The 13,748-nt window shown below is 74.3% G+C and carries 15 protein-coding genes; 7 read left to right on the forward strand and 8 right to left on the reverse strand.

From position 1 onward, the window contains the following. On the forward strand, positions 1 to 435 hold the full coding sequence (locus DEI94_RS12785) for a hypothetical protein (protein WP_111010928.1): 435 nt from the start codon (positions 1 to 3) through the stop codon (positions 433 to 435). Positions 436 to 542: 107 nt separating this feature from the next. On the opposite strand, the gene DEI94_RS12790 is transcribed toward DEI94_RS12785, so the two are convergent. Both DEI94_RS12790 and DEI94_RS12795 read right to left on the reverse strand, forming a co-directional pair. Continuing rightward, positions 543 to 2,486 (reverse strand): ABC-F family ATP-binding cassette domain-containing protein, encoded by a 1,944-nt coding sequence (locus DEI94_RS12790; RefSeq protein WP_111026367.1) that lies wholly within the window; start codon positions 2,484 to 2,486, stop codon positions 543 to 545. Between the two features lie 236 nt (positions 2,487 to 2,722). After that, entirely contained in the window at positions 2,723 to 3,676 is a 954-nt protein-coding gene (locus tag DEI94_RS12795) for an SDR family oxidoreductase (RefSeq protein ID WP_284183711.1), read from the reverse strand. A 43-nt stretch (positions 3,677 to 3,719) separates the two neighbouring features. Here DEI94_RS12795 and DEI94_RS12800 point away from each other — a divergent pair, with 43 nt between their 5' ends. Beyond that, a complete protein-coding gene (locus DEI94_RS12800; RefSeq protein ID WP_111026365.1) occupies positions 3,720 to 4,313 on the forward strand; it encodes a TetR/AcrR family transcriptional regulator in 594 nt (197 codons plus the stop codon). A gap of 94 nt (positions 4,314 to 4,407) precedes the next feature. Here the strand turns inward: DEI94_RS12800 and DEI94_RS12805 are convergent, their stop codons facing one another. From DEI94_RS12805 to DEI94_RS12820, 4 genes are read right to left on the reverse strand one after another with little or no spacing between them, the layout of a single operon-like run. After that, positions 4,408 to 4,869 carry a molybdopterin synthase catalytic subunit gene (locus tag DEI94_RS12805; RefSeq protein WP_111026364.1) on the reverse strand — a complete coding sequence of 154 codons (462 nt, stop codon included), beginning with the start codon at positions 4,867 to 4,869 and terminating at the stop codon, positions 4,408 to 4,410. After that, positions 4,866 to 5,483 (reverse strand): MogA/MoaB family molybdenum cofactor biosynthesis protein, encoded by a 618-nt coding sequence (locus DEI94_RS12810; RefSeq protein ID WP_111013986.1) that lies wholly within the window; start codon positions 5,481 to 5,483, stop codon positions 4,866 to 4,868. Before DEI94_RS12810 ends, DEI94_RS12805 begins: the two co-directional genes overlap by 4 nt. Then, positions 5,480 to 5,953 carry a cyclic pyranopterin monophosphate synthase MoaC gene (gene moaC / locus DEI94_RS12815; RefSeq protein ID WP_111010923.1) on the reverse strand — a complete coding sequence of 158 codons (474 nt, stop codon included), beginning with the start codon at positions 5,951 to 5,953 and terminating at the stop codon, positions 5,480 to 5,482. The genes DEI94_RS12810 and moaC overlap by 4 nt, the downstream gene beginning before the upstream one ends. Next, complete coding sequence (locus tag DEI94_RS12820) at positions 5,950 to 7,221, reverse strand: molybdopterin molybdotransferase MoeA (protein ID WP_111026363.1); 1,272 nt, start codon at positions 7,219 to 7,221, stop codon at positions 5,950 to 5,952. Before DEI94_RS12820 ends, moaC begins: the two co-directional genes overlap by 4 nt. A gap of 114 nt (positions 7,222 to 7,335) precedes the next feature. Between DEI94_RS12820 and DEI94_RS12825 the strand changes: the two genes are divergently transcribed. The 5 genes from DEI94_RS12825 to DEI94_RS12845 are packed head-to-tail and all read left to right on the forward strand — an operon-like array spanning position 7,336 to position 11,624. Then, positions 7,336 to 8,277 (forward strand): MTAP family purine nucleoside phosphorylase, encoded by a 942-nt coding sequence (locus DEI94_RS12825; protein ID WP_111026362.1) that lies wholly within the window; start codon positions 7,336 to 7,338, stop codon positions 8,275 to 8,277. After that, complete coding sequence (locus DEI94_RS12830; RefSeq protein ID WP_111026361.1) at positions 8,274 to 9,458, forward strand: NAD-dependent epimerase/dehydratase family protein; 1,185 nt, start codon at positions 8,274 to 8,276, stop codon at positions 9,456 to 9,458. The genes DEI94_RS12825 and DEI94_RS12830 overlap by 4 nt, the downstream gene beginning before the upstream one ends. A gap of 5 nt (positions 9,459 to 9,463) precedes the next feature. Next, on the forward strand, positions 9,464 to 10,252 hold the full coding sequence (locus DEI94_RS12835) for a glycosyltransferase family 2 protein (protein WP_349815158.1): 789 nt from the start codon (positions 9,464 to 9,466) through the stop codon (positions 10,250 to 10,252). Then, positions 10,249 to 10,923, forward strand: a complete 675-nt coding sequence (locus tag DEI94_RS12840; protein WP_111026359.1) for a TIGR04282 family arsenosugar biosynthesis glycosyltransferase — start codon at positions 10,249 to 10,251, stop codon at positions 10,921 to 10,923. The genes DEI94_RS12835 and DEI94_RS12840 overlap by 4 nt, the downstream gene beginning before the upstream one ends. Next, a complete protein-coding gene (locus DEI94_RS12845) occupies positions 10,920 to 11,624 on the forward strand; it encodes a class I SAM-dependent methyltransferase (RefSeq protein WP_258368681.1) in 705 nt (234 codons plus the stop codon). Before DEI94_RS12840 ends, DEI94_RS12845 begins: the two co-directional genes overlap by 4 nt. Positions 11,625 to 11,738: 114 nt before the next feature. Here the strand turns inward: DEI94_RS12845 and DEI94_RS12850 are convergent, their stop codons facing one another. Both DEI94_RS12850 and DEI94_RS12855 read right to left on the reverse strand, forming a co-directional pair. Next, positions 11,739 to 12,335 carry a hypothetical protein gene (locus DEI94_RS12850; RefSeq protein WP_181441763.1) on the reverse strand — a complete coding sequence of 199 codons (597 nt, stop codon included), beginning with the start codon at positions 12,333 to 12,335 and terminating at the stop codon, positions 11,739 to 11,741. Continuing rightward, positions 12,332 to 13,711: a molybdopterin-dependent oxidoreductase gene (locus DEI94_RS12855; RefSeq protein ID WP_258377979.1), complete on the reverse strand. Its 1,380-nt coding sequence runs from the start codon at positions 13,709 to 13,711 to the stop codon at positions 12,332 to 12,334. The genes DEI94_RS12850 and DEI94_RS12855 overlap by 4 nt, the downstream gene beginning before the upstream one ends. Between the last annotated feature and the right edge of the window lie 37 nt (positions 13,712 to 13,748).

Here is a 13,748-nt window from a genome sequence, read left to right on the forward strand (position 1 = left end):
ATGCGCACGGTCCAGACGTTCCTGACCGAGACGGTCCCGCGGGTCGTCGAGCCGGTCCTCGACGCGATGCTCACGCCCGAGGAGCGCGAGTCGGTCCAGATCAGGATCGTCACCGCACTGCCGCGCAGGAGCCCGTTCCGCCAGCGTTCCGACGGCACCTGGATCCGCATCGGCGCGGAGTTCGTCCCCGACGCGCTGGCCGAGCCCGAGGAGCGCGTTCCGCTCCGGCTCGACGCACCGCTCGGCGAGAACGAGCATCTGCTCGAAGTCACGATGGCCGACGAGAGCGTCGGGATCTTCCTACAGGAGGACGAGCCCGACGACCGCTTCGCCTGGCGCTTCGCCAACGACGTGCAGGACTTCGTCGCCGAGAGCCGGTTCGCGTGGGGACAGCTCCGCCCGCTGCCGGACTGGGTGCACGACCCCTGGGCCTGACCCCGACTGCGCGCCCCGACGACAACTGCGCGGTCGTCAGCGCGGCGCACTTGTCGTCGGCACGCGCAGTCATGCCGCGCCGCGCCGCGCCCCGGCCCGCCCGGCCCCTACGCCCCGAGCAGCTCCGCCACCTCGAGCCACCGCGTCTCGAGCTCCTCGAGCTCGGTGTCCACCGCTGCGAGCTTCGCTTGGAGCTCCCCGAGCCCGGCGTAGTCCGCCTGGTCATGAGCGGCGAACGCGTCGAGCACCTGCTGCCGGTCCTGCCCTGCCCGGGCGATGCGCCGGTCGAGCGAGGACATCTCCTTCTCGGCGGCCCGCCGGTCCGCACCGCTGACGGCCGGGAGGCCCGACACCGGACCCGCCCCGTCCCTCCCGGCCGACGCCGAACCGGCACCCGCCGAACCGGCACCCGCCGCACCGACACCCGCCGAACCGGCAACAGCGCCACCGGCACCCGCGGACCCGGCGCCGCCGCGCCCGCCCGCACCGGCCGCCGCGGCCACCCGTGCCGTCGCCGCGGACGCGTCCCGCGGCGCAGCCGACCCGGCCGAACGGAGCCGCATGTACTCCTCGACCCCACCGGGCAGGTGCCGGAACCGGTGCCCGAGCACGGCGTACTGCTGGTCGGTGACCCGTTCGAGCAGGTACCGGTCGTGCGAGACGACGAGCAGGGTGCCGGGCCACGAGTCGAGCAGGTCCTCCATGGCGGCGAGCATGTCCGTGTCGAGGTCGTTCGTCGGCTCGTCGAGGATGAGCACGTTCGGCTCGTCGAGCAGGATGAGCATGAGCTGGAGGCGCCGCTTCTGCCCGCCGGACAGGTCCTTCACGGGGGTCGACAGCTGGGCCGACGAGAACCCGAGACGCTCGAGCAGCTGCGACGGCGTCATCTCCTTGCCGTCGGCGACGTACGTGGTCTTCTTGCGGCCGACGACCTCGCGCACGCGGTCCTCGGCGTACTGCTGCAGGTCGGCGAGCTGCTGGTCGAGCATCGCGATCTGCACGGTCTTGCCGGTCTTGACCTTGCCGCTCGTGGGCTGGATCTTCTGGGACACCAGCCCGAGCAGCGTCGACTTGCCCGCACCGTTCGGGCCGAGGATCCCGGTCCGCTCCCCCGGTGCGATGCGCCACTCGACGTGCTCGAGCACGGGTTCGGGCGCCTCGGGCCACTGCACGCCGGCGTCGAGCACGTCGACGACGTCCTTGCCGAGCCGCGCGGTCGCCATCTGCGACAGGGCGACCGCGTCGCGCACGGGCGGGACGTCGGCGATGAGCTCGTTCGCTGCGTCGATGCGGAACTTCGGCTTGCTCGTGCGGGCCGGCGCGCCGCGGCGCAGCCACGCGAGCTCCTTCCGCATGAGGTTCTGTCGGCGGGACTCGGTCGCGGCGGCCATCCGGTCCCGCTCCACCCGCTGCAGCACGTACGCGGCGTACCCGCCCTCGAACGGCTCGACGATGCCGTCGTGGACCTCCCACGTCGTCGTCGAGACCTCGTCGAGGAACCACCGGTCGTGCGTGACGACCACGAGGCCGCCCTGGTTCGCCGCCCACCGCTTGCGGCAGTGCTCGGCCAGCCATGCGATGCCCTCGACGTCGAGGTGGTTCGTCGGCTCGTCCAGGAACAGCACGTCCCAGTCCCCGACCAGGAGGCGTGCCAACGCCACCCGACGCCGCTGGCCGCCCGACAGGTCGTCGACCAGGCCGTCCCAGTCGACGTCCGCCACGAGTCCGCTGATCACGTCGCGGATGCGCGCGTCCCCGGCCCACTCGTGCTCGGCGAGGTCACCGACCACGACGTGGCCGACGGTCTCGCCCCCGGGCAGGTCGTCGCGCTGGTCGAGGAACCCGACGGTCACGCCGCGACGCTGGGTCACCCGGCCGCCGTCGGGCTCGATCCGCTGTGCGAGCAGGCTCATGAGCGTCGACTTGCCGTCGCCGTTGCGTCCGACGACGCCGATCCGGTCGCCCTCGTCGATGCCGAGCGAGACGCTGTCGAAGACGACGCGCGTCGGGTACTCGAGGTGCAGGTTCTCAGCGCCAAGCAGATGTGCCACCCCTTGAGGGTAGGCGGACGGGGCCGTGCGCGCGGTCGCGGCCCCGCTCCTCCCGTTCGTGCGCGTCCCGAGCGCGCGTCCCGTGCGCGTCCCCGACTGCGCGTCCCCGAGTGCGCGTCCCCGAGTGCGCGTCCCGACGACAAGTGGGCGCGTGGGCGCGCGCGCACTTGTCGTCGGCGTGCGCCGTTCCCGTACGGTGGTCCGCCCGGGAGGCGCGGGTCACCCCCCGACGCGGGTCAGGCCCGGTAGGCGCCTGCGGCGATGTCCTCGAGCAGCGTCGGTCCCGTCGGCGTCCAGCCGAGGACCTCGTGCGTCCGGCTGCTCTCGGCGGACAGGTCCATGCCGAAGAACATCCCGATGAAGCCGAAGTGCTCCTGGGCAGCGGCCGGGTCGACGGAGGCGACGGGCAGACCCTCGAACGCACCGATCGCCTCGGCGATGGCACGGGTGGGCACACCCTCCTCGGCGACGACGTGCACGATCAGGCCCGGCGAGGCCTGCTCGAGCGCGAGGCGGACCGCGCGGGCGGCGTCCTGCACGTGCACGGCCGCCCAGCGCTGCTCGCCGTCTCCGACGTACGCCGCGGTCCCGGCACGACGATCGGCGTCCGCGATCAGCGCGATGAAGCCGTGGTCGCGGTCGCCGTGCACCGTCGGCGCGAACCGCAGGCTCACGGGGACGACGCCGCGGTCCGCGAACTCGAGCGCGAGGTTCTCGGTACCGCCGCGGGGCGCATCGGGGCCGTGCGAGGGGTTCGGGTCCGCCTCGGTCACGGCGCGGCCGGGGGTCAGTCCGGCGACACCGGCGGCGACGAGGAACGGCTTGCCCGTGCCGACCAGGGCGTCCCCGATCGTCTGCACCGCCGCGCGCTCAGCCCGGTTCGTCTCGGCCTGGTTCGCCCAGTCGTGCTTGTTCGCGAGGTGGACCACGGCGTCCGCGGCCTCGCTCCCGGCCCGGATGACGTCGAGCGTGTCGAGGTCACCGCGGAGGACCTCCGCCCCCTTGGCCTCGATGGACGCGGCCGAGGCGTCCGAGCGCGCCAGCCCGATGACCTGGTGTCCGTGGGCGAGCAGTTCGTCGACGACCGCCGACCCGATCCAGCCCGATGCTCCCGTGATGAAAACGCGCACTTGTGCGACCTCCTCCTGGTCGCGTCGTCCGCGACCGTTGATGTCAGTGTGTGACGTCACGGTAGCACTCGATGTCAGCCCCTGTCATCAGTATGATCGAGGGATGGCGCGATGGGCACCGGGGACGCCGGATCGACTCCGCGCGGCGGCGCTCGACCTCTTCGTCCGCCAGGGCCTCGAGGACACGACGGTCGCGCAGATCGCCGCAGCCGTGGGCGTCACGGAGCGCACCTTCTTCCGGCACTTCGCCGACAAGCGCGAGGTCCTGTTCTCCGGTCAGGAGCACTTCCGGAGCGCGTTCACCGAGGGCGTCGCCCAGGCTCCCGCCGGGGCCAGCGCGATCGATGCCGTGCGCACGGGCGTGGTGGCCGGCTGTGCGTGGTTCGACGACGAGCGCCGCGCGTACTCGCAGCAGCGACAGACCGTGATCCTGGCGAACCCGGGCCTCCAGGAGCGCGAGCTCCTCAAGATGACGGCGCTCGCGGCAGCCCTCCGTGACGTCCTGGACGCACGAGGCGTCGAGGAACCGGCAGCCTCGCTCGCCGCGGAGACCGGCACGAGTGTGTTCCGCCTGGCGTTCCAGCAGTGGATCGCCGAGGGCGAGACCCGCTCGATGCCCGAGATCGCTCGGACGCTGTTCGCGGAGCTCGACGCCCTGTACGGAGCGCCCGCGGCTCGGGCCCGCCCTCGGGGCTGAGGCACCAACGACGCATCCGATGCGGCGATGGACGCGGAACGGGGGCGACGGAGGCGGGCTGGGCCGGGGGCCGGGGGTGCGTCCGGCGGCGGGGCTACAGCGACGCCACCCACTCGTCCGTGCCGTCGGCGAACCGCTGGTGCTTCCAGATGGGCACCTCGTCCTTGACCATGTCGACGAGCGCGGAGCACGCCGCGAACGCCTCGGCCCGGTGCGGCGAGGCCACAACCGCGGCGAGCGCGACGTCCCCGACGACGAGGTCCCCGACCCGGTGCAGGACCCCGATCCGGACCCCGGGATGCTCGGCCCCGATCACCCCCGCGACGCGGGCGATGACCTCGGCCGCGGTGGGGTGTGCCTCGTACCCGAGTGCGTCCACGCCCTTGCCGCCGTCGTGGTCGCGCACGACCCCGGCGAACGTCACGACGGCGCCGTCCGCATCGGTGGCGACCACGGCCTCCAGCTCGGCGATGGTGATGGATCGGGTCACGACATCGGCGACCACGACGGCCGGGAGGCCCGGGGCCGCGTGCGCCCCGCCGCGCTCGTCGCTCACGACGCACCTCCGGCACCGCGGGGCGCGTGTCCCTCGCCGGCGACCTGGTCGAGCAGGTGGTCGAGCACGCCGTCGATGACGTCGAGGCCGTCGCGGACACCCCCGCGCGACCCGGGCAGCGTGACGACGAAGGTCCCGCCCGCGGCGAGGCCGGCCACACCGCGGGTGAGCAGGGCGCGGGTCGATGCCTGGGCCCCGCGCCGACGGAGCTCCTCGATGATCCCGGGGATCTCGAGGTCGATGAACGGCGCGACGGCCTCGGGCGTGCGGTCGGTCGGGGTGACACCGGTGCCACCCGTGAGCACGACGATCCTGGCGCCGCCGGCGAGTTCGGCCGCGACGATGTCGGCGATCGGGCCGCCGTCGGCCACGATGACAGCGCTCTCGACACTGAACCCGCGCTGCCGCATCCAGTCGCAGATCACGGGGCCGGTGGTGTCGAGGGACTCGTCCGCGGCGGCCTGGGTGGACACGACAACGACGGCGCCGCGGCCGCGACCGGCGGACGATGCCCCTGCCCCGGACCCGGGTCCGGCCGCAGCCCCGGTCCCGAACTCGGCCCCGGCGGCGTTCGCCGGCGTCGGTGCCCCGGTCGCCGGCACGTCCCCGCTCACGACGCGCTCCAGTCGCCCGAGCGGCCGCCGTGCTTCTCGAGCACCCGGACGTCCGTGACGACGGCGCTGCGGTCGACGGCCTTGACCATGTCGTAGACGGTCAGGGCCCCGACGCTCGCGCCGGTGAGGGCCTCCATCTCGACGCCGGTGCGGGCGGTGGTCCGGACGGCGACGGTGACGACGACCCGGTCGTCCTGCCCCGTGACCTCGACCTCGACGCCGCTGATCGGCAGCGGGTGGCAGAGCGGGATGAGGTCACTCGTGCGCTTGACGGCCATGATCGCCGCGATGCGGGCGGTGCCGACGACCTCGCCCTTCGGGAGCGTGCCGTCGAGGATGCGGGCGACGACGTCCGGTCGGGTGACGAGCGTCGCCGTGGCCGTGGCGGACCGTGTCGTGACGTCCTTCCCCGAGACATCGACCATGTGCGCCGAGCCGTCGGGGCGGACGTGGGAGAGCGCGTCGGTCATCGGATCCTCCAGGTGGTCAGGACGTCGCCCGGCGACACGGTGTCCGTGCCGACGGGGACGTGCACGAGGTGCGTCGCCTCGGCGAGGTGCGCGAGCAGGTGGGAGCTCGGTCCGCCGACGAAGCGGATCGTGCCGTCCTCCACCCTGCCCCGTCGGATCTGGTGTTTCCCGGACGGTGACGTGGCGGCCTCCCCGGCGGGGAACGACTCGGCCGGACGATCGGGCAGGCCGGCGTGGCGGGCGAACACGGGGCGCAGGAACACCTCGAACGACACGAGGGCCGACACGGGGTTGCCGGGGAACGCGACGACGGGGACCGCCCGGTCGCCGAAGGGCACGGAGCCGAACGCCTGCGGCCCGCCGGGCTGCATGGCGACCCCGGTCACGGTGAGACCGGCGGGCTCCAGGGCCTCGCGCACGACCTCGAACGCGCCCATGCTGATCCCGCCCGTGGTGACGACGAGGTCGGCCCAGTCGGCGACGGCCGCGGTCACAGCGCCCCGGAACCGGTCGACGTCGTCGGGCACCCGGACCGCTCGGGTCTCCGCGCCCACCTCGGCGAGCGCGGCGCGGAGCGCCGCACCGTTCGCGTCGCCGATGGTCGCGCCCGCCACGCCCCCGCGGTCGACACCGGCACCGCCGGCACCATCGGGCGGTGCGACCTCCGAGCCCGTCGACACGACGAGGACGCGTGGTCGCCGGACGAGCGTCACCCGCTCGACCCCTGCGGCGGCGAGCAGACCGAGCAGGGCGGGCGTGCACGCCGCCCCGGCGGTCGCGAGCACCCCGCCGACCGGGAGGTCCGACCCCCGTCGCCGCACGAACGTCCCGACCGCGGGCGGCTCGGCGATGGTCACGGTCGGCAGGTCGAGCGCGGCGGGGAACCGGCCGGGCGGGACCGCCTCGACCGGCACGACGACGTCGGCACCCGCGGGGACGGCCGCCCCGGTCATGATCGGCGCGGCCGTGCCGGGCGCGAGCGGCGGCGGAGAGGCGCCGGCGGCGATCGGGGCCACCACGCGGAGGGGGACGCCGGCGTCGGTGGCGCGGAGCGCGAACCCGTCCATCTGACTGTTGTCGAACGGCGGCAGGTCGATCGGGGCGGTGACGCCGACGGCGAGGACGCGAGCGGCGCGCCCGGCGAGGGGCTCCGCGGCGAGGTCGTCGACGAGCCGGTCCTCCCGGCCGCCCGGTGCCACGGCGAGTGCCGCGAGCACGGGGGCGACGAGGTCCGCGATCGCGAGCCGGTGGTCCTCGATGGTGCGCATCGTGCTCCTCGTCGTCCGGATCGTCCGGGCTGCTGGAGACATGCCTAACGTCAGCCGAACGTCTGCCGATAGCGTAACCGGGACCACGCTCTGCCCCCGGAAGGACGCCACCACGTGGACAGCTCCACCCCGCTCGACGATCCCCACGCCGACTCTGCAAGCACACCGACCGACGCCGTGCCCATCGGCGTGATCGGCGGGTCCGGCCTGTACTCGCTGTTCGCCGAGGGCACGGCGACCGAGATCGAGGTCGACACCCCCTACGGGCGCCCCTCGAGTCCGATCACCGTCGGCACCATGGCGGGGCGCCGGGTCGCGTTCCTCACCCGGCACGGGCGGGAGCACTCGGTGCCGCCGCACCGGATCGAGTACCGGGCGAACGTCTGGGCGCTGCGGTCCCTCGGCGTGCGCGCGATCGTGTCGAGCTCGGCCGTGGGCGGTCTGCACCCCGAGTACCCGCCGGGGACCTTCGTCGTGACGGACCAGGTCATCGACCGGACGTGGGGGCGGCAGGACACGTTCTTCGACGAGGGCGGCGTCCAGCACCTGTCGTTCGCCGACCCGTTCGACCCCGTGCTGCGGCGCATCGCGGTGCGGGCGCTGACCGATCTCGGCGTGCCGCTGCAGCCGACCGGCACCTGTGTCGTCATCCAGGGCCCGCGGTTCTCGACCCGCGCCGAGTCCGTCTGGATGCGTGAGGCGGGCGGTCACACCATCAACATGACGATGTCACCCGAGGTGCAGCTCGCCGCCGAGCTCGGCATCGGGACCGTGAACCTGTCGTTCGTGACGGACGCCGACGCCGGGCTCGCGCCGGCCGAGGACGCACCGGCCGCCGACGCACCGGCCGCCGACGCAGGGGCCGACGGGGCGCCAGCCGACGACACCGGCGCCGTGACGCACCACCTCGTCATGGAGCGCCTCGCCGCGGCGAACGCGGTCATCGTCCACGCGATCGAGGCGATCGTCGGCGCGGTGCCCGACGACCACACCCCGCGCGAACTCGTCCCGGTCCAGGCGTCCGCGTCGGTCATGGCGCGGGCGGTCCGGGCATGACGGACGGCACCCCGGCCTCCCGGCCGCACGGCGAGCACCTGCTCGTGACCGGCGGCGCGGGCTTCATCGGCTCGGAGATCGTGCGGCGCGCCGTCGCCGCGGGGTCCACGGTGCGCGTGCTCGACTCGTTCCGCCCGGACGTCCACGGCGATCCGACGGGCCTGGTCGAGGAGCTCGACGCGCTCGGGGTCGAGGTCGTCCGCGGGGACGTGCGCGACGCCGACGCGGTGGACGCCGCACTCGTGGGCATCGACGTCGTGTGCCACCAGGCCGCCAAGGTGGGGCTCGGCGTGGACTTCCAGGACGCCCCGGACTACGTGTCGAGCAACGACGTCGGGACGGCGTCCGTCCTCGCCGCGATGGACCGCGCGGGCGTGGACCGGTTCGTCGTCGCGAGCTCGATGGTCGTCTACGGCGAGGGCGCCTACCGGACCTCCTCGGGGGACCCGGCGCGCCCGCCCGCACGCCGCCGCGAGGACCTCGACGCCGGCAGCTTCGAGCCCGTCGGGCCGGACGGGCACCCGCTCGTGCCGGAGCTCATCGACGAGTCGGCCGCCCTCGACCCCCGGAACGTGTACGCGCAGACGAAGGCGGCGCAGGAGCACCTGGCGTCGTCGTGGGCCCGTGCGACCGGCGGCCGGGCGATCGCCCTGCGGTACCACAACGTCTACGGCCCGGGCATGCCCGCGAACACGCCCTACGCCGGGGTCGCATCGCTCTTCCGGTCCGCGATCGCCCGGGGCGAGGCACCCCGTGTGTTCGAGGACGGCGGCCAGCGCCGCGACTTCGTGCACGTCGCCGACGTCGCGGACGCGAACATCGCCGCCATCGCCGCCACGCGCACCGCGTCGCCGGACAGCTTCGCGGCCTACAACGTGGGCTCCGGCCACGTCCACACGATCGGCGACATGGCCGCCGCGATCGCCGGTCCGGACGGGCCCCAGCCGATCGTCACCGGGGAGTACCGGCTCGGCGACGTCCGGCACGTCACGGCGTCGTCGGCCCGCATCGCGCGGGAACTCGGCTGGTCGGCGCAGGTCGAGTTCGTCGCCGGGATGCGCGAGTTCGCCTCGGCGCCACTCCGGGCCGCGGTTCCGAGGGACACCACCCCGGGCACGAGCGAGGACGATCAGGGCGGCTCGGAGGAGCCTCCCATCGATCTCCCGGCCCGCACCGAATGACCGGCATGACCGTCGACGTCGTCCTCCCCTGCCTCGACGAGGCCGAGGCGCTGCCCAGCGTCCTCACCCGCCTGCCCGATGGATACCGCGCGATCGTGGTGGACAACGGCTCGACCGACGGGTCCGCCGAGATCGCCCGCGCGCACGGGGCGCTCGTCGTCACGGAGCCCCGACGCGGGTTCGGGTCGGCCTGCGCCGCCGGGGTCGCCGCCGCCACCGCCGACGTCATCGCGTTCTGCGACGCCGACGCCTCGATGGACCCGATGGACCTCGTCCCGCTCGTCGCACGGGTCACCGAGGGCCGCACGGACCTGGCTCTCGGCCGGCGACGTCCGACCGGGTCCGGCGCCTGGGCCCCGCACGCCCGGTTCGCGAACGTCGTCCTCGCCCGGCTCATGCGCGGTGCCACCGGGTACCGTCTGCACGACCTCGGCCCGATGCGGGCGATGTACCGCGAGGGTCTCGTCGCCCTCGACCTCCAGGACCGCCGGAGCGGCTACCCGCTCGAGATGGTCCTCGCCGCGCACCGCGCCGGATGGCGCGTCGACGAGTCGGACATCGGGTACGCGCAGCGCATCGGCGACAGCAAGGTCACGGGCACCCTGCGCGGCACCGTCAACGCCATCCGCGACATGTCACGGCTCCTCCGCCGGTACCGACGGGAGGACCGGCTCGACCCCGCACGACCGACCCACCTCGACGACGGAACCGCTGCGCGGACCGCTGCCGCGCCTCCCGACCGGTCGACGGGCGTCCAGTCGGCGGGAGCGGACACGACGGAGGCGCGCGCGTGACGACCGTGGTGCTCATCTGCAAGGAGTGCGTGCCCGGCCGTGTGAAGACGCGGCTCACGCCTGCGCTCTCGCCGGTCGAGGCGGCCCGGGTCGCCGCGGCGAGCCTCGACGACACGATCGCGGCCGTGCTCGCCATGCCCGCCGAGCGACGGGTGCTCCTGTTCGACGGCGAGCACGTCCCCGCCGCCGCGGCGTCCTTCGACGTCCTGCACCAGGTGTGGGGCGACCTCGACGAGCGACTCGCGGCCATGTTCGACACCGTGGAGGGTCCCACCCTGCTCGTCGGCATGGACACGCCACAGCTCACGCGCGCGCACGTCGCCCCCGTGTTCGTCCGCGGCACCGACGGCCAGGAGGGCGCTGACCACGACGCGTGGTTCGGACCGGCCGCGGACGGCGGGTTCTGGGGCCTGTGGCTCCGCGAGCCGCGCGGCGACCTGGTCCGCGGCGTCCCGATGTCCCGCGACGACACCGGCGCCGTGCAGCTCGACCGGCTCCGCGCCGCCGGGCTGCACGTCGGTCTGCTCGACGAGCTCCTCGACGTCGACACGATCGCCGACGCCGAGGCGGTCGCCGCACTCGCGCCGGGGTCCCGGTTCGCGGCGGCGCTCGCCACGGTGCGCGAGGACGACCCGGACGCCGGACGCGACCTCGAGGAGGCACGGCGATGACCACCGACACGATGCTCACCACCGGCGGCAGCCACGGAGGCGACGACCGCGATGCCGCGTTCGGCGCCGGCGGCGACGAACCGTACGCGCAGGCCCTCGCGACCGACGGCCACATCCGGCTCCGCGACCCCGACCGCCCGGGACACGACGTGACGTTCGACGTCGGCCGCTGGAACGCTCCCGCCGACGAGGTGGACCTGTCCCTGCTCGAGGTCGTCGATGGTCCCCTCATCGACATCGGTTGCGGCCCCGGGCGGATGCTCGTCGCGGCGGGCCGGTTCGGGATCCCCGCACTCGGGGTCGACGTCTCCCCGGCTGCGGTCTCGATCGCCCAGCACGCCGGCGGCCGCGCGATCCAGGGTTCCGTGTTCGACCCCGTGCCCGACGAGGGCCACTGGGACACCGCGCTCGTGATCGACGGCAACATCGGGATCGGCGGGGACCCCGCGGCGTTGCTCGAGCGGTGCCGGGCGATCGTGCGCCCCGGCGGTCGGATCATCGTCGAGACGAACGCCGACCCGGACGCCGACCGCACCTACGACGCCCGCGTGGTGGACGCCGACGGCCGGACGAGCGCGGAGTTCCCCTGGGCAGAGGTCGGGCAGCGTGCGCTCCGCCGCGACGCCCGCGTCGCCGGGCTCAGGGAGTCGCAGCGCTGGACGGTCGCCGGTCGGTCGTTCTGCGAACTCCGCCGCCCCTGATCAACTGCACCGCCCCCCTTCCGTCCCCTTCCGTCCCCTTCCGTCCCCTTCCGCGAGATCGCAGTCGTTGCCGTTCTGGAGGTGCCCAGAGCAGCAACGATTGCGATCTCGCGGTCAGGGGAGGCCGGGGCCGGCCGGGCCCGAAGGGCCGGAGGCGCCGGCAGGGCCGGAGGCACCGGCAGGGCCGGAGGCACCGGCAGGGCCGGAGGCACCGGCAGGGCCGGAGGCACCGGCAGGGCCGGAGGCACCGGCCCCGCCGACGCGGCGGCGCCGGGTGCCGCGCACGCCCACCGCGACCGCGCCGACCGCCACGACCCCGAGCACGACCTCGGCGAGCACGAGCCGGAGGGTGTAGTCGAACGGCACCACGGTCGGGTTCTTCTCGTGGTGCGTCGCCTGGATCTCGGGCAGCACCACGAGGGCGAGCACCGCTCCGACGACGACGGCGACCTGCACGACGACGAGCGTCCACCCGGGCAGACGTCGCCCGGCCTTCCGCAGCAGCACCCCGACCAGCACGACGAACGGCGAGAGCACCCCGTCGTGGAGCACCACGGCGCCGATGAGCCACCACAGGAGCCCGACCGCCTTGTGCGGCCGCTCGACGGACCCGAGGGTCCAGGCGCCGAACGCGAGGACCGCCACCCCGACGAGCACGAGCACGAGCCGGGCGATCCAGACGCCCCGAGCGGTGGTGGGCGCGGTGCTCACGAGGTCACCTCGATGCTCGAGAGCCACTTCGTCTGCAGCACCCCGGGCCGTCCGGGCGCGATGATCCGCGCCGGGTAGCCGTGGTCGAGCGGCAGGTCCGCGCCGTTGACCTCGAGCGCGACGAGCGTCGTCGGATCGGCCGTGTACTCCGCTCCCATCTCCATCACGCGGTACCCGCCGTGTCGCTCGAGGCTCGTGACCCGCAGCGTGCTGGCCGCCGGGGCCCCGACGGCCCGGACGAGGTCGCGGATGCGGACGCCGCGCCAGGTCGCCATCTGGCTCCATCCCTCGACGCAGGCGATCGGCAGCTCGACCGTGACGAGGTCCATGGCCCGCAGGTCCGCCCGCGAGAAGCGCTTACGGACGCCGTTCGCGGACACCGTGAGCCCCCAGTCCCCCGCGCGGGCGGTCTCGGTCACCCCGGCGGCGTGGGCGGTCCGGTTCACGGGCAGGCCGGCCGGGCCGAGCCCACGCTGCCGCGGCGCGAAGAGGGTGAACGGTTCGCCCAGGCGGGAGGACTGCCCGACCGTGAGGACGACGACCGCGGCCACCGCGCCACCGACGGCGGTGAAGAACCCGCGGCGCGCCAGGCGCTGCCGGCGTCCGTCCTGCGATGCGGCCGGAGGCTGGTCGCCGTCACCCACGCGGCCTCGCGGACCTCCGGGGTCCGCGTCGATCCACCGGAGGAGTCGGCCCGTGACCCCGCGGGTCGGCGCCGCGGACGGGTGCCGGGCCTCCCGGCCGGAGCCCGCGTGAACCGGGGCGGCACCGTCGCCCGCGGGCACCGGATCGGGCACGAGCTCGCTGCGCACGGCGGGGTCGACGACGAACCGGCCCTCGGCGTCGTAGGAGTCCCGCGCGCGCCAGTACCGGACGATGAGCGGGAGCTTCGCGCCGATGTGGATCGCGAGCGAGCCGATGAGCACGTACGACAGCGCGTAGTGCGTCTGCCGGAACGAGAACGGCCACGGGTACCACTGGTACGTGTTGACGAGTCCGGTGAGCACCTGGACGACCGCCGCCGACACGAAGACCGTGATGGAGGCCCGTTCCAGCAGGTGCACCGGCCCACGGAGCGGGGGGTCCTGGACGAGCGCCGGCATGACCGTGTTCAGCTTGGCGAACAGGAGCGGGATGATCGCGATGCCGGTCGTGATGTGGAGGCCCTGCGTGAACTGGTAGAGCCGGGCCGGCTGCGTGGGGAACGTCATCCAGGGCAGCGGGTCCTGCAGGAAGTGGCTCCACAGTCCGGTCGCGAAGCACACGAGGAACGCGATGCCGAGCAGGCGCCCGAGCACGACCGCGGACCGGGCGTTGCGGTTCGGCGACGCCAGGCCGCGGCGGAGGTCACGGAGCAGCCGACGCACGGCGTTCATCCTGGCATCCCCTCCGGGCCGATCACGGTGGAACCGC

This window comes from Curtobacterium sp. MCBD17_040 (genome assembly GCF_003234805.2).
GTDB lineage: Bacteria > Actinomycetota > Actinomycetes > Actinomycetales > Microbacteriaceae > Curtobacterium.